The sequence below is a fragment of the Arcticibacter tournemirensis genome (genome assembly GCF_006716645.1).
Taxonomy (GTDB): domain Bacteria; phylum Bacteroidota; class Bacteroidia; order Sphingobacteriales; family Sphingobacteriaceae; genus Arcticibacter; species Arcticibacter tournemirensis.
In genome coordinates this window covers 4,166,125-4,189,487 of the sequence record NZ_VFPL01000001.1, presented here as the reverse complement: position 1 = coordinate 4,189,487, position 23,363 = coordinate 4,166,125, and the positions used below count along the sequence as shown (strand labels likewise).

Sequence of the window (23,363 nt, the reverse complement as noted above, 5' to 3'; positions counted from 1 at the left end):
GATTTGTAGTTATCAGTTGTCAGTTCTTTGGGCTCCTCTGGCCAATTGGTAAAATACATCGTCCATAGACGGGACGTTAAACCGCTGTTTTAAATTAGCAGGAGTATCCAGGGCTTCTATCTTGCCGTCAACCATAATTGATATCCGGTTGCAATATTCAGCTTCGTCCATATAATGAGTGGTCACGAAAATGGTAATACCCCGGGCTGATGCTTCGTAAATGAGATTCCAGAATTGTCTGCGGGTCACGGGATCTACGCCTCCTGTTGGTTCATCAAGAAAAACGATCTGCGGTTCGTGCAGGACAGCCACCGAGAAGGATAGCTTTTGTTTCCAGCCCAGAGGCAAAGATGACACCAGTTTTTTAGCCTCCTGTTGCAGTCCCAAGCGGGTGATAAGTTGTTCACTTTTGTTTTTCAGTTGCTCGTTTGACAAACCGTAAATGCCGCCGTAAAATCTGATGTTTTCGAGCACTGTAAGATCCTCGTATAGAGAGAATTTCTGGCTCATGTAACCAATGTTTCTTTTTATGTCCTCTGTGTTCTTATATACGTCGAAGCCAGCGATCAGCGCCTTGCCGGAGGACGGCTTTGAAAGCCCGCAAAGCATGCGCATAGCGGTGGTTTTTCCCGCGCCATTTGCGCCGAGAAAACCGAAGATCTCTCCTTTAACGACATTGAATGTTATTTCATTTACGGCAGTAAAATGACCAAAGTGCTTGCTTAGTTTCTCGGCCTGAATCGAGAATTGCGGATCTGCCATTTTTATTTGCTGGTTCATTAATCGGACAATAATTTTATAAAACAGTCTTCGATTGTAGGCTCCGTTTTTCTAACCACGGCGTTTTTAAAGCCATTCCTCAAAAGATATTGTTCTATGTCATCTATTTTTTGGTCTTTTTCATTCATAGCCAGATGGCGTGGCGACACTCCTGATTTGATTGCCAAATGGACATATTCACCAAAGGCATAGGCGCTGATAGTATTTTCATAATCTTTAAGGCAGTTTACCAGATGATATATATTTTCAGACTTAACCGCGTATAGTAAATCTGGATAGGAGTGTATAATTTCTTCTGGTGGATTGACGGAAAGAATGCGTCCGTTCTGAATTAACGCGATCCTATCGCACAGTGTCGCTTCATCCATGTACGGAGTAGAAACAACAATGGTAATATCCTGCTCTTTGAGCCGCCTTAGCATCTGCCAGAACTCTTTCCTCGAAACGGGATCGACACCTGTTGTTGGTTCATCGAGGAAAAGAACGGATGGCTTATGGATCAGCGCGCAGCATAGAGCCAGCTTCTGTTTCATACCTCCCGATAATTTCCCAGCTCGCCGATTCTTGAAAGGTTCTATCTGGGTATAGATATCTTTAATTAGCTCATAGTTCTGTTTGATAGTTGTTCCAAAAACCGTGGCAAAGAAACTGAGATTTTCTTTGACGGTTAAATCCTGATATAAAGAGAACTTTCCAGGCATATAGCCAACACGGTCTCTTATTTTTCTGAAGTCTTTTACGATATCAAAACCATCTACACTTGCCGTACCGCTGTCGGGGATAAGAAGAGTAGTTAATATGCGGAAAAGAGTTGTTTTCCCCGCTCCGTCGGGACCGATGAGTCCGAACAGTTCACCTTTCTTAACAGCGAATGACACATTGCTGACAGCTAGGTCTTTCTCTTTGCCGTAGGTTTTAATAATGCTATCAACTATAACTGCATTCATCATTCAAACTTTACCTCACCGTACATGCCAATCTTAAGGTATCCATTGTTTTTAACTTTTATTTTTATGGCATAGACCAGATTCGCACGTTCGTCTTTCGTCTGAATGGTTTTCGGCGTGAATTCCGCTTTGTCGCTTATCCAGGTGATAATGCCTTCCTGTTCTTTATACTCGTCTTTCGATTTGTCGGTCAGTACCTTTACCTTTTGATTTAGTTTTATCGCTGGTAATTGATCTCCTGTGATATATGCCCTTAAAATGAGACTTGAAAGGTCAGCAATTTTGTACAAGGGCTTTCCTGCCGACACCACTTCTTTTTCTTCCGCATACTTAGTTAGAACAGAGCCGTTAACAGGATTTACGATATTGCTTTTCGCGATTTGATCGTTTATTTGTTCAATTTGAACTTCCAATGGAGCAATTTGACGGTTAATGCTTTTGGTAGTAATACCGAGTGACGATTTCTGTGCCGCAATTTGTTTTTTTATCAAATCTATTTGAGCATCAGCGTCGTCCAACTGCTTCTGCGTTGCTGCATCAGCTTTTACAAGGTTTGCAAGCCTTTTCCTTTCTCTTTCGGCTGTCTTCAATTGTGATTTTAATGCCGCAAGCTGGGTCGACACATCCGGCAATTGCGAAAGTGTCGATGCAATTTGGCTCTTCAGCTGTTTCTTTTTAAGATATAGCTGAAGAGTATCGATATAACCTATCAGGTCACCCTCTTTTAGCTTTTGTCCCTCGTCAACGACGAATGATTTCAAGGTGCCCGAAGCTTCAGCTGATATAATTGTTTCTTCCGTTTCAAAAGTGCCTGATGCGTCGTATTCAGGTTCTGTGCCGCACGAAGCGGTAAAGAGAGCAAAACAGATCAGGTAAGGAAGAATAGGCAATTTGACAATTGACAATTGACAAGGGACAGTGAAAGAAAAGGTTCCCCGAGTAATCAATCTGCCCATATCCTTTGTGAATATCAGATCAACAAATAGCCGTAATGGTTTTAAACCATTGCGTAGTAATTTATCGTTGTTATTATTCATGACGTGTTGCTTTAATCTTTTTTATTCTGAATTTCATTATCCATTATCCCTTGTCTCTTGTCCATTATCAATTGTCCATTATCAACTGTCCATTATCAACTGTCCATTGTTTTCAATTACCAGAAGTTGTTCTATAATTATATTGTGCCATAAGCAGCTGTATCTGGTGAAGCGAAACTGATTGTCGGGCCTGCTCTTCGGCATATACTTCCCTGAGGTAGTCATTTACGGTGATCACTCCATTTTCAAGCTGCGCATTGGAAGCGGTTTTTACAGAGCTGCGGAGATCAACGATCTGTCTGTCAGTATTGATAAGCTTCCGTATTTTATTGATTTCTTCATTTTGTTGACGGAGAAGTTGCTTTGTGTTAAACAGGAACGTTTCGCGTTGTACTTCAACTGCTTCCTTCGCAATATCATTGATCTTCTTTTCTTTTTTGAGAGTATAGAAGCTTGAAAGCGACCAGTTAAGCCTTAAGCCACCCAGATAATACCCCGATAGTTCATTGCTAAGCATGTTTACAGGTGAGGGCTTTCCCAATCCGCCCTGAAAAAACAAAGAGAATTTCGGCAATGATCTTGTATTTAGTAACTGGTTCTGTAAATCGTATGTTTTTTTCTGAAAGTCGTAGGCCGTAACTTCCGGACGGTTAACATTTGCAATAGATGTTATTTCTTCTGGTCTATCAAATTTGGTACTATCATTAAGTGTTTGGTTGATAAACAAGCCAAGCATGGCTGTATAAGCACTCCTCGACGACTTAAGATCAATATCTCTTTGTTGTGCCTTAAGCATTTCAGCTTTTAGTTTATCAAGACTGCTCCTGAAGTCAGTTCCATTTCTAAGTGCAGCGCTCACTTTATTAATACCCGACTGAATGTCTTTTTTAGTGAGGTTATTCTGAACCAGCTGCTCGTCGATAAGCAGAATTCCGAAGAAAAGCTGATTAATGCGGTCTTTAATCTTATATAATTCCACTTCAAGGTTTTGCGTCTGGACCTGCCTGTTCATCTCCTGTAGTTCTTTTTGCTGCTTCACTGTGATCAGGTCCGTAAGTGGCTGACTTACTTCTCCAGTCAGCCTGTACTGGTCTTTGCTCATGGCCGGAACATTCATGCCTGGAAGCTGTATTGGAAGAGTGGTTACATCAGACTGGTAACTGGCTTGTCCGCTAACGCTAATTTGAGGAAGAGCACCTTTAGCGATATTCTCTATTGTATAGTTATTGCTTTTTTCTATCAACAGGTGTTGTCTGACTAGCGGATAATTCTCGCGCGCGAGAACGTAACATTCTTCAATTTTGAGTGATCGGCTGTTTTGGCCGTGAAGACTAATGGGAATGATGAACGCTGCGAAAAGATATACTGCTTTCATGTGTACACAGTTTGATTGTTTTTTATCAGTGGTTTTAATCATTTGATCAACGGCGGTGCAAATTTTTTTTAACCTGTATTAATAATTGCTCTTATCCACTTTGGCGCCAGTTCTCTGCGTTCCTGCATCAGTTTGTCAAAGCCTTCCTGGTCAGTATCTCCCAGCTTCTTTATCAGGGGACTGGCAATAAAAGGAAATACCACTGTTCCAACAATAGTCATAATTAGCTGCAGCGGGTTCAAGGGTTCTCTCTGACTTGCAGCTGATTCTTCCTGATACTGTTCAAAAAAGTAAGAGTCGAGAATAAAGTCGCGGGTAACTATATTACTAAGGAGATGATCGGAATTAGTCCTGATCTCACTCATTATAAACAGTGGAAGATCCGGGTTGGCGGTAAGCATATCGATATAGTGATTTACAATATCGACCAGCTTTTCATCTAACGACGTGGTCCGGTTATTTAATACTTCTTTCAATCCATAAATAAAGGTTCCAAAACTTTCAAACATGATAAGATTGAATAGCTTTTCCTTACTTCTGAAGTAATAATTAAGCAGAGCAAGATTGATGTCAGCCTCCTCCGCGATATCCCTGGTCCGCGTGGCAGCATAACCTTTTTGAGTAAACACCTTTCGTGCAGCTTCTTTAATCTTTTCTTCCGTTGATCTTTCGGTTAAAGCCTTCGTATTTGCCATCGTAGTATAGTATCGGGCAACAAATATAGTAAGATTTATGTTGTTTAATCAAAAATATTAAACAAATGATTAAATATCAATACTTGCAAAATGATTTCTCGATACCGACTTTGAAGTTGCATTTCGGAAAAGAAAGATTAAGAATACCCCTTTAGCAGTTCTCTGTATTTCAGTAAGATACTTGACTTTGATACGAAGCCCATGAATCGGCCCTCAGAGTTGGTAACGGGGAGTTCCCATGAACCTGATTCATCGAAGAGCTTTATTACACTGAAAATGTCCTTTTCAGAATTAATAATAGCAGCAGGTGCCTTGGTGAGCGTTCTGATGGTTAAAGAATTCACTGATTCATTGTTAAACATATAAGGTCTGAGGTCGTCGATGGTAATTGTACCTTTCAAATTGCCGGTTTCATCAATGACTGCAATGATATTCCTTTTGCCATATTTTACCAGTTCAAGTAATTCTGCAAATGATGCCCCGGTATATATTGTTTGGAAGCCTGTTTCTATAAGGTGGGAGGTATGTATAAGAGATAACAGATTCCTGTCGTATTCCCGCGTAAATATTTTGCCTTTACTTGCCATTTCCTTCAAGTCAGGAGAAATAGGTGAGAACCATCTTGATATTAGATACGAAATTACGGTAACGATCATTAATGGGATAAAAAGGTCGTAGCCCTCGCTGGACTCTGCTATCAGAAAGACTGCAGTAAGCGGTGCATACATTACGCCGCTCATTACACCCGCCATACCAGCAAGCACTAAATTAGAGTCGGGCACATTTTCAATTCCCAATTGAGTAAAGAGGCTGGCAAAAAAGTATCCCAGGATTCCACCGGCAAACAGAGAGGGCGCGAAATTGCCTCCGTTACCGCCTGCATGAATAGTGACGGCGGTAGCGAACACTTTGAGAAGGCAGATTAAACCGAGAAAAAGGATAATAATCCAGTTATTGTAGCTGAGGTAACCAAAGAAACTGTTTTCAAGTACTTTAAACATCTGGCCACTGGTGATATCTTTGATCGTTTGATAGCCTTCGCCAAAAAGTGGGGGAAGAAGAAGACATAAAGACGAAAGTATAGCTCCTCCCAGCATTGCTTTCTTGAGCTTAGAGAGCTTTATGGAAGAAAAAAAGTGTTCTATCCGGGATGATACAACTACGAAATACCGGGCGTATAAGCCACAACCTATCCCCAGGATAAGGTAAAAAGGAATGTTATTGTAGTTAAACTCATTTCTAGCCTGGAAATGAAATAATACGTCTTCCTTTAGTATAATTTTTGAAATTAAACTCCCGCAGACAGCAGCAACGACAAGGGGAATAAAATCAGTAAACACTACTCCTGTAAGCAATATTTCGAAGGCGAACATTACGCCCGCAATGGGGGCGTTAAATGCAGAAGCAATACCCGCTGTTGCTCCTGCGGCGAGCAATAAAGTTCTGTTACGGTAATCAAGTTCGTAGGTCTTAGCAAAGTTGGATCCGATAGCCGCTCCGGTTACAGCTATTGGGCTCTCGAGACCCGCCGATCCACCGAGCCCTACTGTTACAGCACTTTGTATAATTTGAGAATACATTTTAACTGAGGACACCAGACTTGAGTTCTGTGCTATTTCGTAAAGAATTGCCGGAATCCCCTTCCTGTCCTGGCCCTTAAAAAATAAGATCACAATAATGGTTGTGAGTACAATACCAAGGAAAGGGAAAACAATATAAAAGAAAATTTGATCTGTAAAATGAACCTTACCTGTTATAAAGTAGTGAATATTACTTACAAGTAATTTGAGAATCACGCCGGCAAAGCCCGCAGTTATTCCTACCAGGATGCCAGAGAGCAATAAAAACTGATTTCTGCTGAGTTTGCTTTTAAGCCAGTGTATGAAAATGTCAAAGCTTCTGACCTTTTTTAGGCTATACTTGGTGAAATCCCTCCTGAAACGTAGAAAACTATGGTATTTCTTTATTGTGTTAAATCTTTTCAACAGTATAAATATGTTTGTAGTGGTAAATCAAAGCGGCCTGCCAGGCAGTATGAGCTCGGTTTGGGTACAAAAATAAGTTATCCGCTGAAATAAAACTTAAGCCGTTTAATATAACCTTCACTTTAATACCAGATCAGGAGGCAAATTAGAACGGCTTTGAAATACTTCGGTCAATTCAATCAAGCTATCCCTGCGGTCAGAAGATCTTCTTAAGGATCCAGATCACAAGAGCAATCACTAATACTACAGCAATGACTCCTGCCCACATGCCGGCCTTAAATATATCGCCGACTAATTCGCAACTGGACAAGAATAGAATAAAACTAATAAGAAATAAATGTAAATGCGCTGACTTCATATGTAGGTTTTTTTTTATTTTAGAACATATAAAATGGGCTAAAGTTTCAGTGAACTCAAAATTGTGATGTAGAAACGGGTCCATTAATAATGCTGCTCTGCACCGCAACCTTATCACGCTTTTTTTCGTTAAAGGGAATGATCCCTTGCAAACGATATCCATGGAACGGGTAAAGATGCTTAGGTAGCAGAATAAAGGACGAATAAAAGATGACAAACGAGATAGAAAATCAGCACAATATGAATTTATTGATGCAGGTGCCTTCGCCTATCGCCGTTGTCCAGGGTCCTGACCACCTGTTCCAAATGGCCAACTTTAAGTTTTTGGAGTTAACCGGCAAACAGGATATTGTTGGCCGTAAGGCCAATGAAATATTTCAGGGGCCAGATGGAATACCTTTTTTAGAATTGCTTGGTAATGTTTATGCCACGGGAAATCGCTCCTCTGCCAATGAGATGTATTTTACTTTCGATTGTAACCAGGTAGATGCAGTTGAAACAGTAATGAATATCGTGGTGCAGCCCTGTAAAGTAATAAAGAATGTTGTCGATGAGGTCCTTATTTTTGCTGTTGATGTTACCGGGCAGGTGCTTGCACGAAAGAAACTTGAGCTTGCTCACCAGGAAATAACAAGGCTCTTCAATACGGTCAACGAGGGATTCTACTCCAGAGATGTACTAAGGAACGAGTATATCCATTTATCGGTAGGATGCCAGAAAATCTACGGGTATTCTATTTCCGATTTTTTTAACAACAGCCGACTTTGGTTTGAAGTAATTCATCCCGATGACCGGTGGATCGTCTTGAAAGACGACGTGTTACTCAATGAGGGGAAGCAAACAATTTCCGAATATCGTATCATTCGAAGCGATGGATCAATTCGCTGGATTGAAATTAAAGTTGTCCCCTTTATTGCCGAAGGAGTACTTACGAGGGTCGAAGGTATAGTTAACGATATTACAGAAAGGAAGCATGCTCAACTGGCTGTTGAAAAAGAGAAAGAGCTATCCAAGTCCATCATAAATAGTCTCCCTGGGATATTTTATTGTCTTAGCGATGAAGGATACTTTCTTTACTGGAACAAGAATCTGGAACTAATATCTGGATATACAAGCGAGGAAATAAGCAGAATTCATTTCCTCGATATGGTTTGTGAGAACGACCGGTCCTCTGTTTTAGCGAAAGTTGAGGAAATATTTGAGGTGGGATCGGGCGAGACGGAAACCTGTTTGTTAACTAAATCTGCCGCGCAGATACCGTATTATTTTAACGGCAAAGCCGCCTCGTTTGCTGGTAAGGCCTGCATATTCGGCATGGGGCTGGATATAACCGAGAGAAAGAGGGCAGAAGAGGAGCGCAGCAAAATGACATCGGATCTGGTTCAGCGAAACATGGAGTTGAAGCAGTTTTCTTATATTATTTCTCACAACCTCCGGTCTCCTATAGCAAAGATTTTGGGCTTAACCTCTTTATTTGAACATGAAGTAAATGGCAATGAGTTTAATCAACAGCTAATAAAGTATATCTGCGACGAAGCTACAAACCTTGACAATGTCGTTAGAGATCTCAACACGATCCTTTCAAACGGCGATCAGGGAATAAAGGCAAAAAAAGAGGAGATTATTTTTAGCGTAGAACTCGAGCTTATCAAGCAGGTGCTCGATAAAGAGATCGCCGATAGCCAGGCTGTAATAACTTTTGATTTTACCGGCAACGAACGGATAGAAAGCGTAAGGAGCTTCATTTACAGTATAATGTTTAACTTACTTTCGAATGCCATTAAATACCGGTCAGAGAAAAGACAGTTAACCATACACTTAAGTACCTGTGTCAGCGGAAGCAATCTTTGCCTCTCCGTAAAAGATAATGGAATGGGTATAGATCTGGAAAAATATGGCGATCAGGTCTTTGGGCTTTATAACCGTTTTCATTCCCAGGGAATTCCCGGTAAAGGCATGGGCCTTAATCTTGTCAAAACTCAGGCCGAAAGCCTTGGAGGGTGGGTGCAGATTGAAAGCCAGCCCGATGTTGGATCCACCTTTGCCGTTTACATTCCTAAGAATTAATCAGCAACATAAGTATCACAAGGGCGTTAACAGTAAATAACGTGATCAAATATGCATTTACAAAGAAACAAAGCTTTTTTCATAATAATACTGCTCGCCTTGTTTAAGGCCGGTTTTGCCCAGGATGCAGACGACATTACAGGCACCTGGTTAACTGCTGAAAAGGATGGCAGGGTCGAGATCTATAAGTCGGGAGACAGGTATTTTGGAAAACTCATATGGGGAAAGAAGGTGTACGAAGCCGACGGAAGAACTCTGAAAAAGGATACCAAGAATCCAAATGAACAGTTAAGGAAGAGAACGATTTTGAACATCGTATTGTTAAAGGATTTTACCTATGAGGAAGGAGAGTGGACCGGAGGGAAGATCTATGATCCCAGAACCGGTAAAACGTATAGCAGCATCATAAAGTTACAAGACGGATCACTCGTGTTACGCGGATATGTGGGTATTTCTGCCTTTGGAAAGAGCACAGTGTGGGAAAGAGTGAATAACTGATAAGAAATCATTGGTTTATGAATAAACTCGAAAAAGCATTTACACTATTTGACGCCTACAATAAAAAGGATCCCAATATTTTTATCTGGAAGGGGAAAACCTACCCCCAGGAATATTTTTTAGCGCTAAGGTTGTACGAGTGGGTCTTGAAACTCGAGCCCAACGCCAGCGAAGAACTGCTCCTTGCCTCAAGAAGCCAGCATATAGGAAGATGGGAGATGCCGCGGGACAGTTATCCAGAAGGTAGAGAAGCTTACTTGAGATGGCGACGTGAGTTGGCTTTTTTTCATGCAGAAAAATCAACGGAACTTATGGTTGAAGCAGGTTTCGGAACAGAAACAACCTCCAGGGTACGCCAGATTATTCTGAAACAAAAGATAAAAGTAGATCATGAAGTGCAAACTATTGAGAATGCTTTATGCCTGGTGTTTTTGCAATTTCAATATGAAGACTTTTACCCCAAACATTCTCCGGAGAAAGTCATCAACATCTTAAGGAAGTCACTATTAAAAATGGACTGGAAAGGACATCAGCATGCCCTATCGCTAAAGTTTTCTGCTGAAGGACAAAATTATATAAATGAAGCGCTGAAGTTAATTTAGCACTATCAAATCATGTCGAATCTTTCTATGCTCAGTCGTTCTGTCCAGCTTCTGCCATTCCGCTTTATCCAGCTGTCTTCAATTTCATTATAAATATACAGCCGCGGAGATGCGGTTTCGTTGAGACTTGCAAATTCTAATATTTTCTGGTTCTCTGCTTCCGCTATTTTATTCATCCGCTCTGTCAGATTCTCGCGAAACAAAGAGCAGGCTATTATTTTTCCGTCAGATGCCTCATATACATCTGAATGAAGTAAAATGAACAATTCCATTTTGTCCGATTTATAATTGTACAAATTAGTTAGTGATAAGTAAACGCTATTGTAAAAATATAGTTTGAGTTTTTTTTGTTTAATTTTTTGATGCTTAGGTGTTTATGGTGTGGAACGGAATAGTACCTCAGTGAAAGAATCATTCATTATAGCGGCTTTCTCAAAAAAATATTATTTTACACCTCAACGGAGAAATCTGTTGTAAATAATTCTCCTTTTGTAATAGAATAATATGGATAGTTTAATTCTCTCTTTTGGAGGTATAACGGTACGCAGTATTACTTCGATCCTTTTCAGCGATTTATGTTTTGATATACATGAAGGCGAACAATGGGCTCTTGTGGGTCCGAGTGGTTCGGGTAAAACAGCGCTTTTGGAAACGATAGCCGGAAAGTTTCATATATCGGGAGGTGAGGCCAAATACCCTTTCTTTAATAAGTACGTTAGTCGTTTTGAAATAGCCGACCCTCTTTTTAACAGGCAAAAGTTAATAGCACTGGTTTCTTCCAGGCATCATTTCAGGAACCTTTCGAACACAAGCAGCTTTTATTATCAGCAGCGGTTTAATTCTGCCGACTCAGAAGATGTAGAAACCGTAGAGCAGTATCTTCATTCGATAAAATCAAATACACCGGTTGTGTGGACTTACAGTCGGGTAACAGAACGGTTGAGATTAACGCCGTTGCTCGGTAAGCAGCTTATAAAACTCTCCAATGGAGAAACCAAACGGTTGCTGTTCGCGGCCGCACTCTTAAAAAATCCCGTCTTACTATTGCTTGACAGCCCTTTTACGGGACTGGATGCGGAGTCGCGGAAAGACTTAAATTATTTGCTCTCCGAAATTGCGGATTCGGGTATCCATATTGTTATGGCCACCCCACCGGGTGAAATTCCTGATGTAATTACAAATGTTGCTATTCTCCAGGACCGGAAGGTTATCAAAGCAGAACAGAAAAAATACTTTGATGCTGCTCAGGCGAGCTATCCTGAAACAGCTCAGATAGATGCAGATGAGCTGAACCGGCTTCTTGCGATCCATGTAGCGCAGACTCACAAAACCCTCTTGGAAATGAAAGATATCGTGATCAGGTACGGGGATAAACTTATTCTTGATCACGTAAACTGGGTTGTGGCGTCAGGCGAGCGCTGGGCTTTGCTGGGGCCAAACGGAGCTGGAAAATCAACGTTATTAAGCCTTGTTAATGGAGACAATCCACAGGCTTACGCGAATGATATTATTCTTTTCGACCGAAAGCGAGGCAGTGGCGAAAGTATATGGGATATTAAAAAGAAGATTGGCTTTGTTTCCCCCGAGCTATTTCAATATTTTCCGGTATCATCTTCCTGCCTCCAGGTAATTGAGTCAGGGTTTTACGATACACTGGGCCTTTTCAGGCCTTCGGATCCCTTTAAGGCTTCAATCAGTAAACGCTGGATGGAACTTTTGGAAATCGACGCATCAGCTCAGAAGCAATTTAGGAACGTTTCTGCCAGCGTGCAGCGTCTGTGCCTGCTCTGCCGCGCTCTGGTTAAGAATCCACCGTTGCTGATATTTGACGAACCATGCCAGGGTTTAGACCCGCATCAGCAAGAGCATTTTAAAAAAGTGGTGGATGAGATCTGTAAGTACAGTAACGTCGGACTTATTTACGTAACACATTATCCGCATGAAATACCAGAAAGCGTAAACCATACCCTGAAGCTAAATGACGGGAAAGTTGTAGCGTAAAGGAAGCGACGGCTGGGATCTTACAGGTTAAACTCAATGTTTTTAATTTCCATTTCAGGATATTCCCGATATTCAGCATACCATCTGATCGCATCCCTTACCATGTCTATTCCCTGTTCATTATAATCCACTGTTTCAAAGGCAAGAGGAGTCCCCCGGTAATCTCCGAAAAAATGAACCTCAGTATCACTGAAATTCGGTTCCATGGTTTTTAAGGGTATAACACGGACCTGTATGCCACTAATGCGGTTGAAAATGATTTCGCACCGTTCTTCTCCGGCGTTTTTTAGAATGGAATAAGCTTCATTGTTGTCCATAATTCTGTAATGCTTTTCTATTAGTTTTGTTTGTTTTTCTGTTTAATATCTTCTCTGAAAACTATATTCGATGGTAAATATTTGGGAAAAGCGAGGATCCTTAATATATTGGCCGTCTTAAATGAAATACAAGTAATGTGTGATCCCGATGCATTGATTTTAATTATGGTAAAGGCCTTCCGTGTTGTAGCTAATGAAAAATTGTAACACTCCCTGTAATCTCCAAAAGTGCTTTATGTGCCGCCTGGCATTGAATGAGTGGAAACCCGCAATTGATAGTCACCGGAAAAATTTTCTCGCAAAGAAGGGAGAGTTGATTTTAAAGGAAGGCGATCCGGTAACGGGGATATATTTCGTTTACAACGGGAACGTTAAAGTGCATAAAAAGTGGGGTGACAAAGAACTCATCGTGCGTTTCGCCAACGAAGGTAAAATTATTGGACACCGTGGATTGAGCACTAAAAGTTCCGTATATCCGGTGTCTGCTACAGCACTTGAACCCACCTCACTCTGTTTTATTGATATTGATTTCTTTCTGTCGACTTTAAAAGTTAACCACGACCTCGCATTTAATTTAATGATGTTTTATGCGGATGAGCTGCAGGAATCTGAAAAGAAAATGCGGAATCTTGCCCTGATGTCGGTGAAAAGCCGTTTGGCTGTGGCTTTATTTCATTTGAAAGACTTGTTCGGGACAGACGACGAAGATTGCATCAACGTTGAGCTTAGCAGGCAGGATCTGGCCGCTTTCGCAGGCGCCACTTACGAAACTGTTTTCAGAATGATGAACGATCTGGTACAGGAGAACTTAATTGCGTTAACAGGAAAGAAAATACGTATCACAGATGAAGAGAAGTTGCGCGATCTCACGATAGAGGCGCAATAGAGACCTTCTTGAAATTTATAGCCAATGCCGATTCCCGGATTCCACTTACCATCTTTTGTAGCTGTCTTACTGGTGTAATAAAAGGGCACCTGGATTGCAAGATGTTTATATGCTGCTGTTAGTCCGAATCCGAGGGAAGGCGTAACAGCAGAATTCTTAGATGCGCCTTCTGGCACCTTGTCTTCTTTTATTCTTAGGCCTGGCAAAAAGCCCAGAAGGACAGAAACGGGCTTTTTTGTGAATCTAACACCCGGGCCTGTGCAGTTGATGTAAGCTCCGTTGTCAACGTAGCCTGTTACTAAAAATCCATCAAATAAAACGGGTTTAACCTTGGTCTCTTTTTGAGTTTGAGCTTTTATTCCAGAAGAGAGAAAGAGACAGATAATCAGGGCAGTGGAGAATGTTAGATTCATAAGTTTAATGCATGTTTTGAAAAATATTTTACGCAACAAAGCAGCGAATGGTTTCATTGTTTTTAACATTGATCAGCCATGGTTCTTGTGCCGGAGGCATGAGGCAGAGGTTCTGTTCCTATATAAACCAGGCCGTTTTCCACTTTAACAGGGTATGTTTTTATAGAACACTCGTCGCCGCTCGTACACTCCCCGGTTGCTAGAGAAAACGTCTTTTTGTGAAAAGGGCATGCCACCTTCGGTTCGTCGCCATTGGAGCCAATTATACCACGGCTCAGAGCCATTTGTTTACGGTGCGGACACTCATTTTGTGTTGCGTACCATTCGTTGCGGCGTGTAAAATAGAAAAGGGCAATTTGATCATGACCGTATTTTACAGATACACCCCCGTTCTCTACTGCATCTTCTACTCTGCATGCAGCAAACCATTTTGTCTTTTGTTCCATTGTTTTCGTCTTATTGATTAATATCATCTCTTGATTGCGGTGATTACACAACAGGCCAGTCGGCTGCTTTTTTTTGCCCCCTCATTTCATTGAACTGTATTGAAGGGTCTTTTTCATCGGGGGCGTTAACAAAGTGACTAAATCTTTTTCTGATATGAGGGTCCTCTACAGCCTGTTTCCATTCACAGGTGTAGGCACTTACCAAAGCCTCCATCTCAGCTTCCCATATTTCTCCTAAACCCAGGCTGTCGTTAATAACCACATTCCTTAGATAATCAATACCACCTTCCATCTTGTTTAGCCAGGTTGCAGTTCTGGTTAGCGGATCGGCGGTGCGGATATAGAACATCAGAAACCTGTCGATATATCTGATGCAGGTATCGCTATCTATGTCGGAGGCAAGCAATAGTGCATGCTGTGGCTTACTTCCGCCATTGCCGCAAACGTAAAGGTTCCAGCCTTTTTCGGTTGCGATTATGCCAAAATCCTTGCTTTGCGCTTCGGCGCACTCACGGATACATCCGCTTACAGCCGATTTGAATTTATGTGGCGCTCTTAGTCCACGGTAACGTTCTTCAATACGGATAGCAAAACTGACGCTATCATGCAGGCCAAAACGACACCAGGTGCTGCCCACGCAGCTTTTCACCGTCCGCAATCCCTTGCCATATGCATGGCCGCTTTCAAAGCCCGCGGCAATAAGTTCTTCCCAGATGTAAGGCAAGTCGTTTAGATGGGCTCCAAACATGTCGATCCGCTGTCCCCCCGTTATTTTAGTGTAAAGGTTGTACTTCTGTGCCACCTGCCCGATCACAATAAGTTTCTCAGGCGTAATTTCTCCTCCCGGGATACGAGGAACTACAGAATACGAGCCTCCTTTTTGAATATTTGCCAGAAATCGGTCATTGCTGTCCTGTGCGGTGTCGTTTCCTCTTCTCAGGATCAGTTCGTTCCAGAGGCTGGCCAAAACGGACGAAACCAAAGGTTTGCAGATTTCGCATCCGTCTCCCTTACCAAGGGTGTCTAGTACCTCATTGTAGCTTTTTAGTTCATGAATCTTTATAAGGTCAAAAATTTCCTGCCGGCTATAATTAAAGTGTTCGCAAATTACATTCCGGAGGTATTTTCCTTTAGACTTCAGCGTGTGGACCATCAGGTCCTTCACCATTGGCAAACATCCGCCACATCCTGTACCCGCTTTGGTGCATTTCTTTATAGCGTCGACGCTTTCGCAACCTAGTTCTGATACAGAGTTACATATGGCGCCTTTGCTTACACCCTCGCAACTGCAGATTAAGGCTTCATCAGGGAGAGATGATACGCCACCTCCTGATGAAGAAGAGGAGCTGCCCCGTGATCCCAATATCAGATCTTCAGGGTTCGGAGGTAGAACAATCTTATTGTTTACCGTTTGCAGTAATACATTATAAGAAGATGCATCGCCAATTAAGATGCCGCCGAGAAGATACTGGCCGTCGTTACTTATGTTAATGCGCTTATAAACGCCCTGATGAGTATCTTCAAACGTTATGATACGGCTATCGGGCTCGGTAACAAAAGGATCTCCGAAACTCGCCACATCAACACCAATTAACTTCAATTTGGTGCTCATGTCGAAACCGCAAAAAACCTTGGTGGCACCACAGAGATTCGCAGCCAGCACCTCTGCCATTTCATATCCAGGTGCGATTAATCCATAAATCGTATGATCAAAGACCGCACATTCGCCGATGGCAAAGATGGAAGGATCGCTGGTTTGCATTTTTTCGTTTACAATAATGCCTCCGCGTGGGCTAACTTCCAAACCAGAAAGTTTCGCCAGTTCATCCCTGGGTCTGATTCCTGCCGAGATAACAAGGATGTCGGCAGGCAAGTCGGTTTCATCGTTGAATTTTATAGAGCGGATGCAATCATCCCCCTCGATGCTGCTCGTGTTTTTGTTTAGATGAACTTCAAGTCCCAGGGCTTTAAGTTTTGATTGTAATATGGAGCTGCCAGCGCTGTCAATTTGCCTGGGCATTAAACGGGGAGCGAATTCTATAACGTGTGTTCTTTCAATGCCTAAATCCATCAATGCTTTCGCTGCTTCAAGACCCAGCAGTCCGCCGCCCATTACGACGCCGTTTTTTACAAGCGTAGCATACCCTTTAATAAGTTCAAGGTCATCAATGGTTCTGTAAACGAATACTCCATCCTTGTCTATGCCTGGGATGTCAGGGACGAATGCGGATGAACCTGTAGCTATTACCAGATAATCGTAATTGACGGAAATACCGGTGCGGGAGTAAACCGTTTTTATTTCTCTGTCTATTTCTTTTACCGGATCATTCAGATGCAGGGTGATTCCCTGTCCCGTGTACCAGTCTTCCGATGATAGGGAAAGGTCGTCCGCCGTCTTTCCATTGAAATATTCACTGAGATGAACCCTGTCGTATGCTCTTCTGGGTTCTTCTCCAAAAATCACAATACGGAAGGCATCCGACTTTGCTGTTAGTTTCTCGCAAAACTTATAACCAACCATCCCATTTCCTATTACAACTATTGTGGTCTTTTTCATTTGTGTTATGTTTATGGCGAAAAGTGATCTGATTATATGATGATGTTGGGATTTATGTTATTATTTCTGCATTAATTCTATATAAAAATCAATTTTTCTGCATTTTTATGATTTATATAATCCAAATATACTACAAATGATATTGTTTGTATAATTTTATATGATATTTATCATAATAAATATGATTTTAATATAGTAATTTGTTTTTTTGGGTGTTTATCTGAAAAAAAATACTTTTTTACCGAAAGTATCTAGTGTTTTTGTGGTTTTTTTCTAAAAATGTGTTGTTTTGAAAAGAAAGTGTTCTGTTTTTTCAAAAAAATACGGCCTGTAAGTAATAAAAAATAAGGCAGTATTTTGCTGCTGATATTCTTTATAAACGTACCTTTAGCAGGATATATTGAAATATGATATTATTCTCAAAACGGAATTTGTTTTACGACGACTATAAATGGTCATCGTATTTAAATAATGATTCAAGGATTCACGGAAAGCTTGACGGTACTCTTTTTGATCACCATGAAGGCAACGAGGTTATATACCTTATTAACAAGCTAATGGTCTTGTGGGATTATCGCTTTTCAAACACTGGGAATAAGATGGAGAAACTTATTCATGATAAGTTACCCCCGGAGGTCAGGACTCAGGAGGACGTTAGGGACTGGGTAAAGGCAAATTTAAAATTCTGATTCAACCTAATAATTGTCGCAGGCAGAACCCATGTCAATGGTTAAGGAGTAATTCGGCATTTCAATTTTCTGAGTTACTTCATAGTTTTCGCCGCCAAAGGCGATTTGGAATTCATAGGTTTCGCCGAGTGCCAGATATTTTGTAGTTATATTTCCTTTATTCATATAACCAAGGTACTGGAAAGCACTGTTCGTTCCTGCCTTTCTAAAGAAGACATAAATGCTCGGCCTTATCTCTATATCGGATCGGTTAGAGCATTTTCCTGTGAAGTTCAAGGTAACAGAATTGTAAACAGGGGGAGGTGGTACCACTACCGGAGGTGTTGTAGAACCAGTTTTAATCAATCCGATATTTACGATCTGCTGTTCGTTCGTGGCAGTAAAGGATACCGGTTTAGCTACTTTATTGTAACCCGGGGCAGTAATTTCAACTGTAATATTCGCAGGATTATCACGATCCGGCACGCGTCCGGGTCCTAATCCAATAGTTACTATTCCGGCGCTGAGACGAATTTCTTTTTTTCCCGACACCTCGTAAATATCTGAAGCGGCCGGCCCAGAGATAGAAATAGAGGTATTTGCAGGCGCGGGCCCGCCGTTACTTCCATCAGTAACATGTATCAGCGCGGTATATTTAATAATATCGGTGTCGATTACCATTTTCAAATCTTCCGTAGGATTCTTGCATGCAGCAATGATGAGGATGCAAAAAACCGTTATTCCTTTTTTTACAGCAGACATATTTCCCCGATTAAATTTTAAAATTAAAGTTCAACTGCAGCACAGGCAACCAGCGATAATTTTTTATATTAGATTCCAGCTGGCTTTCCTGGGTCGAATTCCCTTCTAAAATGCCGGTGCCGGTTATTCGGGCATCGGGTCTGCTCAGATAATAGGTACCCAAATCAAAGCCTACATTGAATCTTTTTCCTGGATAGAGATTACCGAAGGCAAATCCAAGGTAAGGAGCTAAACCCTTCCATTCAATATCTAAGTCGATATGGCCAACCTGCTCACTGGTGAGTACAATATCACCATAGGTGTAGTTATCTGTAGGGTTTATCCTCGCGTTTCCGTCGGCTCTAAAAAAGTAGCCAAAACCACCAACTATACGGACGTTCCTAAACCTGTTGAAAGGTATAACATCGGCAAATAAATGGGCATTATAAAAATTGACTCCAACTCTTGAAGTGGAGTTAAATCCGGAAATTTCAAAAACGTTGTTAGCCGCTAGAGGTACAAAATTGGCTCCCAGCCTGAGAGAGGTTTTTGGCATTACCTTATAATTCAATTCAAGTCCGGCACCCTGTGTTCCTATATTGAGCTGGACAGATTTTTGATGAAGCAGATTGTCTGACGAAACAACTTGCCCGTTTGTTGACAAAACGGACATGAGCGCTATTGAAAAAGCGTATACATGTTTTTTCATATTAGATGACTTTGGTAGATGGCAAGTACTAATACGTATGTAACTTAGTATAAATACATTAAAAATGCATATTGGTTTTGTCTTAACTTTAAAAAAACATTATTCTCATTTTGCACTGCCGCGATTTCTCTGGCGGATAAGAATATACTCCGCTATCTTTTCTATGTTATCCCTGCTGATAGCACCCTTCCAAGAGGGCATACCCTTATTAATAAGGCCATTTGTTATATTCTTAATAATGGATGCCTTCCCCGATCCGTATTTAAACTTTCCGTCAAACAAGCTGCCTGCTATTTTGGTACCAGCCGAAGTATTGCTATGACAACTTACACATAGCTGCTGAAATAAAACTGCAGTCCCGGTTTTTACCGGCGATTTTCCATTTTTGTTGTTCGCCGCGGTTGTCTTACGTGGCATAATCCTTTGAGATGAGATCTGTGTATTGCTATCTCCTGAAGGTTTCAATCGCAATATCATATCATATTGAGGTCTGCGAACGCCTTCTGACGGATCGATTTGCGACGTAGAAAGGTAGATATATCCGTCGGGCCCCGTTACCAGGGAGCGAATCCTTCCATATTTCTGTTTCAAGATCACATCCTGCTTTACGACAGTCCCATTTTTTAATTCCAATCTCAAGATGGATTCTCCTCTTAAGCACCCAACGAGCAGTTTGCCTTCGAGTTCAGGAAACGCTTTTCCTGTATAGAACATAGCTTCAGAAGGTGCTATAGAGGGTGTGTATTCAGCTATAGGCGAAATCATTCCTTCTTGTGACTCCTGATGATGAACTACCGGCCATCCATAATTTCCTCCTTTTTTGATGATATTTATCTCATCTCCGCCCGTAGGTCCGTGCTCTGAACTAAACAGTAAACCCGTGCCAGGCTGAAAAGCAATCCCCTGTGGATTTCGGTGCCCGTATGACCAGATCGCTTTCAGAGTCTGGTCGTTATGTCCCGCAAAAGGATTGTCTTCAGGGATGCTGCCATCGTCATTTAATCGTAGGATCTTGCCGTTATAAGCCTTAAGGTCCTGCGCAAGAGACGGCTCATCAGCATCACCCGTTGTAATGTACAGCTTTCTGTCAGGACCAAAAAGCAGGCGGCACCCGGTGTGATTGGGATTTGCAGGAAGATTGTCCAAAATGGTAAAAGGACGTATAAGGGTATCGTTTACGAACTCATATCGTACTACTTTTAGCTTTACACGGTTATTCCGGGAGTAATTATCAGCCAGATATATAAACCTGTTTTTTCTGAAGTCGGGATGGATACACATACCCAATAAACCCGTTTTATTCCTTTGAACAACCTCAGTTATATAGGCCGGCTTCTTTATGAGCTTGTCATTCCTGATAATTCTCACCCGTCCTGCTCTTTCAGTAAACAGCATGGTGTTGTCTGGCAGGAAAACGATTTGCCAGGGTACTACTAAGTCTGTAGCAAGTGTATCCACCTGAAATCCCTCTATTGTATCTGCCGGCGAATATTCTGGTCGCAAAACAGAAGCGCCTGTTGAAATAAATAAAAAAAAGATGACTAAATAGTGTACTCTTCGCTTCATAAAATCATGACCTTTATTGCCTTACCTCTTCCTCACAATAGTACAAAATTTATAACACATAGTGTCCGGTCGTGCTAAGCGTAAAGTTCCGCAGGTATATACTGTTCTTATTGAAACTAAATTGGTATTTTCGTTGCTGTGTTTTAAAGAAATTGTTTACCTGATGCATCTTAAAACTCCATATCATGAAAAAGAATACTGTAGCTATTTTCCTTGTTGTTTTTTTTGTTTGTAGTCAACTGGCAATTGCCCAACATACTTCTGTTAACGTTCAGGGAATGGGGGTGCTGCCCATTTCTCATGCAACCCTTGAACTTACATGGAAAGGGAAAGTGATCTTGTTTGATCCCAGTGTTAATGATAAAACTTTAGCTGACATCAAAAAACCTGATATTGTATTTATAACAGACATCCACCCGGATCATCTTAATGCAGATAATCTCAACAAGCTTAAGTTAAATGGTACTCCAATTGTAGCTCCTCAGGCTGTAGCAGATAAATTGCCCGAAGACCTGAAAAAGAACCTGATCGTTATTTCAAATGGAGAAAGCAAGCAGTGGCAGGGGATTAAGTTTGAAGCAATCCCTATGTACAATCTTCCGGGGGAAAGACAGGCTTACCACACTAAAGGAAGAGGAAATGGGTATGTACTCACTTTAGGCAATAAACGGGTGTATATCAGCGGAGATACAGAGGATATTCCTGAAATGCGTTCGTTGAAAAATATAGACCTTGCCTTTGTTTGTATGAATTTGCCCTATACGATGACCGTAGAGCGGGCTGCAGACGGTGTTGTTGCGTTCAGTCCTAAAGAGGTTATACCGTATCATTACAGAGGAGGAGAGGGTCTTTCTGATATTCAGAAATTTAAGCAGCTGGTTTCACAACATAAACCCGGTATCAACGTGCGTTTATTGGATTTTTATCCCAAAGATTGAGAGGCGTTCCGATATAAAGGGGACAATTATTATACAGTATTTATAAAAAAAAAGAGTTCATTATGAAGCATGGTTTATTAATTGACATGGATGGCGTTATTTATAGCGGCGAAACTTTGATAGAAGGCGCTGACCGCTTTATTGCCAACTTACTGAAAAACGATATACCCTTTACCTTTATGACCAATAACAGCCAGCGTACCCGTTTGGAAACGGTACGTAAATTAGCCAGATTGGGAATAAAAGTTTCGGAAGACCATGTTTATACCAGCGCAATGGCTACAGGAAAATTCCTTGCCGACCAGGGTCCTAACGGCACAGCTTATGTGTTAGGCGAGGGGGGACTGTTAACCAGCTTAAACGAGAACGGAATTACGCTGGTCGACTCTGATCCTGAGTTTGTCGTGTTGGGCGAAGGCCGCAACTTCACACTGGAAATGGTACAGCGTGCGGTCGATATGATTTTAGCCGGAGCTAAATTCATCACTACCAACCGTGACCCCTCGCCTAAGAAACCAGGCTGGAATAACCTGGGGATAGCCGCAACAACAGCGATGATTGAGGAAGCTTCAGGTCGAAAAGCCTTTGTTACCGGAAAACCAAGTCCTGTTATGATGCGGTCGGCGAGAAAGTACCTTGGACTTGAAACAGCCGAAACCACAGTTATAGGCGATACTATGGAAACCGATATCCAGGGTGGCGTTCAAATGGGTTATAAAACCATATTGGTATTGTCGGGGATAGCAAGGAAGGAACACCTGGGTCACTACGCCTTCAAGCCTGACCTCATTATGAGCAGTGTCGCCCAGATCGAATTCCCTTTAAAATGGTGGTAAGGGATAAGCAATAGAAACATCACACTTAGCCTATATCAAACTAGACTCTTAGCGAACCGCGGAACGCTCTGGCTGCATAGTAAGATGATGCCCCGTTGTGATAAACGAATACACAGTTGTAGCGTTTATCAGCAAAGAGCGCTCCACCTAGTTTTCTAATATCAGGAGGCGTTTCTATCCAGCTTGAAGTTTTGGTGTCGAAGTCCCCAAGCGTCTGCAGATGCCGGTATTGTTCCTCAGTTAAGAGTGTTACACCCATGTCCGCGGCCATACCCATAGCAGAATCCTCCGGTTTATGCTCTTTTCTTGACTCAAGCGCTTCGTGGTCATAGCAAATGCTTCTCCGGCCTTTCGGACTTTCAGCTGAACAATCGTTAAAGATGTACTCTCCCGTACTTTTATCATAACCCACCACATCAGGTTCGCCTTCTGTTCTTTCCATTTCACTGAGCGACCATAGTTTTTCGGTATTGGCTTCCAGCTTCGCCTGTACTGCAGCCCATTCAATACCGTTATGACGATTCATGTTTTTCTCAAAACGAGCTTTCAACTTTGTCAATAATTCCCGGCGGCGTTCATTTGTAAGCTCTTTGTTATTGCTACTCATATTTTCATAGATTAAGCGATTCTTTTAAGTAATGTGTTACGAGTACTGTCGGAATGTTTGTTTTAAAATCTAAGTTAGAAAAAATCGCAGCCTTTTATATTATGAAAATAAACCTTTATTCAGAACAATGGCAATCAGGATGTCGGGTTCTTTTTCAAAGAGTTGCTTTCTTGTGGTATCTTCAATAACGAAAGGAAAACAGCTGTCAACCGGCTGCTTTCCCTTCATATTGCCTATTTTTCGCGGCAGGCGCTTAATAAAACGTAACACTCGAGTGTCGTGCTCCACCAAAGAGGTCAACAGAGACGGGGGAGAAGCGCATGATCACTCCCTCC

General features: G+C 41.6%; 23 protein-coding genes. 8 read left to right on the top strand and 15 right to left on the bottom strand.

Annotated elements, in window-relative coordinates; all coding sequences use genetic code 11:
* Positions 1–12: 12 nt before the first annotated feature.
* The 6 genes from BDE36_RS17585 to BDE36_RS17555 all read right to left on the bottom strand — a co-directional run bounded on the left by BDE36_RS17585 (position 13) and on the right by BDE36_RS17555 (position 6,819).
* Positions 13–780: an ABC transporter ATP-binding protein gene (locus BDE36_RS17585; protein WP_235904273.1), complete on the bottom strand. Its 768-nt coding sequence runs from the start codon at positions 778–780 to the stop codon at positions 13–15.
* Positions 780–1,730 carry an ABC transporter ATP-binding protein gene (locus BDE36_RS17580; RefSeq protein WP_244939626.1) on the bottom strand — a complete coding sequence of 317 codons (951 nt, stop codon included), beginning with the start codon at positions 1,728–1,730 and terminating at the stop codon, positions 780–782. The genes BDE36_RS17585 and BDE36_RS17580 overlap by 1 nt, the downstream gene beginning before the upstream one ends.
* Complete coding sequence (locus BDE36_RS17575; protein ID WP_235904272.1) at positions 1,727–2,764, bottom strand: HlyD family secretion protein; 1,038 nt, start codon at positions 2,762–2,764, stop codon at positions 1,727–1,729. Before BDE36_RS17575 ends, BDE36_RS17580 begins: the two co-directional genes overlap by 4 nt.
* Positions 2,765–2,876: 112 nt before the next feature.
* Positions 2,877–4,139, bottom strand: a complete 1,263-nt coding sequence (locus tag BDE36_RS17565; RefSeq protein WP_128770155.1) for a TolC family protein — start codon at positions 4,137–4,139, stop codon at positions 2,877–2,879.
* Positions 4,140–4,207: 68 nt separating this feature from the next.
* Positions 4,208–4,834, bottom strand: coding sequence for a TetR/AcrR family transcriptional regulator (locus tag BDE36_RS17560; protein WP_128770156.1), 627 nt, complete (start codon positions 4,832–4,834; stop codon positions 4,208–4,210).
* 137 nt (positions 4,835–4,971) lie between these two features.
* Positions 4,972–6,819 carry a chloride channel protein gene (locus BDE36_RS17555; RefSeq protein ID WP_202618128.1) on the bottom strand — a complete coding sequence of 616 codons (1,848 nt, stop codon included), beginning with the start codon at positions 6,817–6,819 and terminating at the stop codon, positions 4,972–4,974.
* A 567-nt stretch (positions 6,820–7,386) separates the two neighbouring features.
* Between BDE36_RS17555 and BDE36_RS17550 the strand changes: the two genes are divergently transcribed.
* Genes BDE36_RS17550 through BDE36_RS17540 form a run of 3 tightly spaced genes read left to right on the top strand, consistent with a single transcriptional unit; the run spans position 7,387 to position 10,343 of the window.
* The gene (locus BDE36_RS17550) at positions 7,387–9,243 is read left to right on the top strand and encodes a sensor histidine kinase (protein WP_141815897.1); all 1,857 of its coding nucleotides are present in this window, start codon (positions 7,387–7,389) and stop codon (positions 9,241–9,243) included.
* 51 nt (positions 9,244–9,294) lie between these two features.
* Positions 9,295–9,741 (top strand): DUF2147 domain-containing protein, encoded by a 447-nt coding sequence (locus BDE36_RS17545; protein WP_141815896.1) that lies wholly within the window; start codon positions 9,295–9,297, stop codon positions 9,739–9,741.
* A 17-nt stretch (positions 9,742–9,758) separates the two neighbouring features.
* Positions 9,759–10,343: a DUF4202 domain-containing protein gene (locus BDE36_RS17540; protein ID WP_141815895.1), complete on the top strand. Its 585-nt coding sequence runs from the start codon at positions 9,759–9,761 to the stop codon at positions 10,341–10,343.
* 5 nt (positions 10,344–10,348) lie between these two features.
* Here BDE36_RS17540 and BDE36_RS17535 read toward each other — a convergent pair whose 3' ends face one another.
* Positions 10,349–10,615, bottom strand: a complete 267-nt coding sequence (locus BDE36_RS17535; protein ID WP_128770161.1) for a hypothetical protein — start codon at positions 10,613–10,615, stop codon at positions 10,349–10,351.
* Positions 10,616–10,847: 232 nt separating this feature from the next.
* On the opposite strand from BDE36_RS17535, the gene BDE36_RS17530 reads away from it, so the two are divergent.
* On the top strand, positions 10,848–12,344 hold the full coding sequence (locus BDE36_RS17530; protein WP_141815894.1) for an ATP-binding cassette domain-containing protein: 1,497 nt from the start codon (positions 10,848–10,850) through the stop codon (positions 12,342–12,344).
* 20 nt (positions 12,345–12,364) lie between these two features.
* On the opposite strand, the gene BDE36_RS17525 is transcribed toward BDE36_RS17530, so the two are convergent.
* Positions 12,365–12,661: a hypothetical protein gene (locus tag BDE36_RS17525; protein WP_128770163.1), complete on the bottom strand. Its 297-nt coding sequence runs from the start codon at positions 12,659–12,661 to the stop codon at positions 12,365–12,367.
* 235 nt (positions 12,662–12,896) lie between these two features.
* Between BDE36_RS17525 and BDE36_RS17520 the strand changes: the two genes are divergently transcribed.
* Entirely contained in the window at positions 12,897–13,547 is a 651-nt protein-coding gene (locus BDE36_RS17520) for a Crp/Fnr family transcriptional regulator (RefSeq protein WP_244939625.1), read from the top strand.
* A 475-nt stretch (positions 13,548–14,022) separates the two neighbouring features.
* Here the strand turns inward: BDE36_RS17520 and nirD are convergent, their stop codons facing one another.
* Positions 14,023–14,406 (bottom strand): nitrite reductase small subunit NirD, encoded by a 384-nt coding sequence (nirD, locus tag BDE36_RS17510; RefSeq protein ID WP_128770165.1) that lies wholly within the window; start codon positions 14,404–14,406, stop codon positions 14,023–14,025.
* A gap of 43 nt (positions 14,407–14,449) precedes the next feature.
* Complete coding sequence (gene nirB, locus BDE36_RS17505; protein ID WP_141815893.1) at positions 14,450–16,963, bottom strand: nitrite reductase large subunit NirB; 2,514 nt, start codon at positions 16,961–16,963, stop codon at positions 14,450–14,452.
* A 407-nt stretch (positions 16,964–17,370) separates the two neighbouring features.
* Here nirB and BDE36_RS17500 point away from each other — a divergent pair, with 407 nt between their 5' ends.
* The gene (locus BDE36_RS17500) at positions 17,371–17,652 is read left to right on the top strand and encodes a hypothetical protein (RefSeq protein WP_141815892.1); all 282 of its coding nucleotides are present in this window, start codon (positions 17,371–17,373) and stop codon (positions 17,650–17,652) included.
* 6 nt (positions 17,653–17,658) lie between these two features.
* Here the strand turns inward: BDE36_RS17500 and BDE36_RS17495 are convergent, their stop codons facing one another.
* From BDE36_RS17495 to BDE36_RS17485, 3 genes are all read right to left on the bottom strand, one after another.
* Entirely contained in the window at positions 17,659–18,393 is a 735-nt protein-coding gene (locus BDE36_RS17495; protein WP_141815891.1) for a hypothetical protein, read from the bottom strand.
* Between the two features lie 10 nt (positions 18,394–18,403).
* Positions 18,404–19,081, bottom strand: a complete 678-nt coding sequence (locus tag BDE36_RS17490; RefSeq protein ID WP_235904271.1) for a hypothetical protein — start codon at positions 19,079–19,081, stop codon at positions 18,404–18,406.
* 105 nt (positions 19,082–19,186) lie between these two features.
* Positions 19,187–20,647 carry a PQQ-dependent sugar dehydrogenase gene (locus BDE36_RS17485; RefSeq protein WP_141815890.1) on the bottom strand — a complete coding sequence of 487 codons (1,461 nt, stop codon included), beginning with the start codon at positions 20,645–20,647 and terminating at the stop codon, positions 19,187–19,189.
* A gap of 185 nt (positions 20,648–20,832) precedes the next feature.
* Here BDE36_RS17485 and BDE36_RS17480 point away from each other — a divergent pair, with 185 nt between their 5' ends.
* The gene (locus BDE36_RS17480; protein ID WP_128770170.1) at positions 20,833–21,585 is read left to right on the top strand and encodes an MBL fold metallo-hydrolase; all 753 of its coding nucleotides are present in this window, start codon (positions 20,833–20,835) and stop codon (positions 21,583–21,585) included.
* Positions 21,586–21,647: 62 nt separating this feature from the next.
* Entirely contained in the window at positions 21,648–22,421 is a 774-nt protein-coding gene (locus tag BDE36_RS17475; RefSeq protein WP_141815889.1) for an HAD-IIA family hydrolase, read from the top strand.
* A 40-nt stretch (positions 22,422–22,461) separates the two neighbouring features.
* Here the strand turns inward: BDE36_RS17475 and BDE36_RS17470 are convergent, their stop codons facing one another.
* Positions 22,462–23,028, bottom strand: a complete 567-nt coding sequence (locus BDE36_RS17470) for a DUF4256 domain-containing protein (protein ID WP_141815888.1) — start codon at positions 23,026–23,028, stop codon at positions 22,462–22,464.
* Between the two features lie 99 nt (positions 23,029–23,127).
* Complete coding sequence (locus BDE36_RS24280) at positions 23,128–23,256, bottom strand: hypothetical protein (protein ID WP_262714945.1); 129 nt, start codon at positions 23,254–23,256, stop codon at positions 23,128–23,130.
* Positions 23,257–23,363: the final 107 nt, after the last annotated feature.

Coding starts and splice junctions, on each gene's coding strand:
- BDE36_RS17580 (WP_244939626.1), bottom strand. CDS start 1,730: ATGATGAATGCAGTTATAGTTGATAGCATTATTAAAACCTACGGCAAA.
- nirB (WP_141815893.1), bottom strand. CDS start 16,963: ATGAAAAAGACCACAATAGTTGTAATAGGAAATGGGATGGTTGGTTAT.
- BDE36_RS17545 (WP_141815896.1), top strand. CDS start 9,295: ATGCATTTACAAAGAAACAAAGCTTTTTTCATAATAATACTGCTCGCC.
- nirD (WP_128770165.1), bottom strand. CDS start 14,406: ATGGAACAAAAGACAAAATGGTTTGCTGCATGCAGAGTAGAAGATGCA.
- BDE36_RS17530 (WP_141815894.1), top strand. CDS start 10,848: ATGGATAGTTTAATTCTCTCTTTTGGAGGTATAACGGTACGCAGTATT.
- BDE36_RS17485 (WP_141815890.1), bottom strand. CDS start 20,647: ATGAAGCGAAGAGTACACTATTTAGTCATCTTTTTTTTATTTATTTCA.
- BDE36_RS17565 (WP_128770155.1), bottom strand. CDS start 4,139: ATGAAAGCAGTATATCTTTTCGCAGCGTTCATCATTCCCATTAGTCTT.
- BDE36_RS24280 (WP_262714945.1), bottom strand. CDS start 23,256: ATGAAGGGAAAGCAGCCGGTTGACAGCTGTTTTCCTTTCGTTATTGAA.
- BDE36_RS17520 (WP_244939625.1), top strand. CDS start 12,897: ATGTGCCGCCTGGCATTGAATGAGTGGAAACCCGCAATTGATAGTCAC.
- BDE36_RS17585 (WP_235904273.1), bottom strand. CDS start 780: ATGAACCAGCAAATAAAAATGGCAGATCCGCAATTCTCGATTCAGGCC.
- BDE36_RS17495 (WP_141815891.1), bottom strand. CDS start 18,393: ATGTCTGCTGTAAAAAAAGGAATAACGGTTTTTTGCATCCTCATCATT.
- BDE36_RS17475 (WP_141815889.1), top strand. CDS start 21,648: ATGAAGCATGGTTTATTAATTGACATGGATGGCGTTATTTATAGCGGC.
- BDE36_RS17560 (WP_128770156.1), bottom strand. CDS start 4,834: ATGGCAAATACGAAGGCTTTAACCGAAAGATCAACGGAAGAAAAGATT.
- BDE36_RS17525 (WP_128770163.1), bottom strand. CDS start 12,661: ATGGACAACAATGAAGCTTATTCCATTCTAAAAAACGCCGGAGAAGAA.
- BDE36_RS17490 (WP_235904271.1), bottom strand. CDS start 19,081: ATGAAAAAACATGTATACGCTTTTTCAATAGCGCTCATGTCCGTTTTG.
- BDE36_RS17535 (WP_128770161.1), bottom strand. CDS start 10,615: ATGGAATTGTTCATTTTACTTCATTCAGATGTATATGAGGCATCTGAC.
- BDE36_RS17540 (WP_141815895.1), top strand. CDS start 9,759: ATGAATAAACTCGAAAAAGCATTTACACTATTTGACGCCTACAATAAA.
- BDE36_RS17480 (WP_128770170.1), top strand. CDS start 20,833: ATGAAAAAGAATACTGTAGCTATTTTCCTTGTTGTTTTTTTTGTTTGT.
- BDE36_RS17550 (WP_141815897.1), top strand. CDS start 7,387: ATGACAAACGAGATAGAAAATCAGCACAATATGAATTTATTGATGCAG.
- BDE36_RS17575 (WP_235904272.1), bottom strand. CDS start 2,764: ATGAATAATAACAACGATAAATTACTACGCAATGGTTTAAAACCATTA.
- BDE36_RS17470 (WP_141815888.1), bottom strand. CDS start 23,028: ATGAGTAGCAATAACAAAGAGCTTACAAATGAACGCCGCCGGGAATTA.
- BDE36_RS17500 (WP_141815892.1), top strand. CDS start 17,371: ATGATATTATTCTCAAAACGGAATTTGTTTTACGACGACTATAAATGG.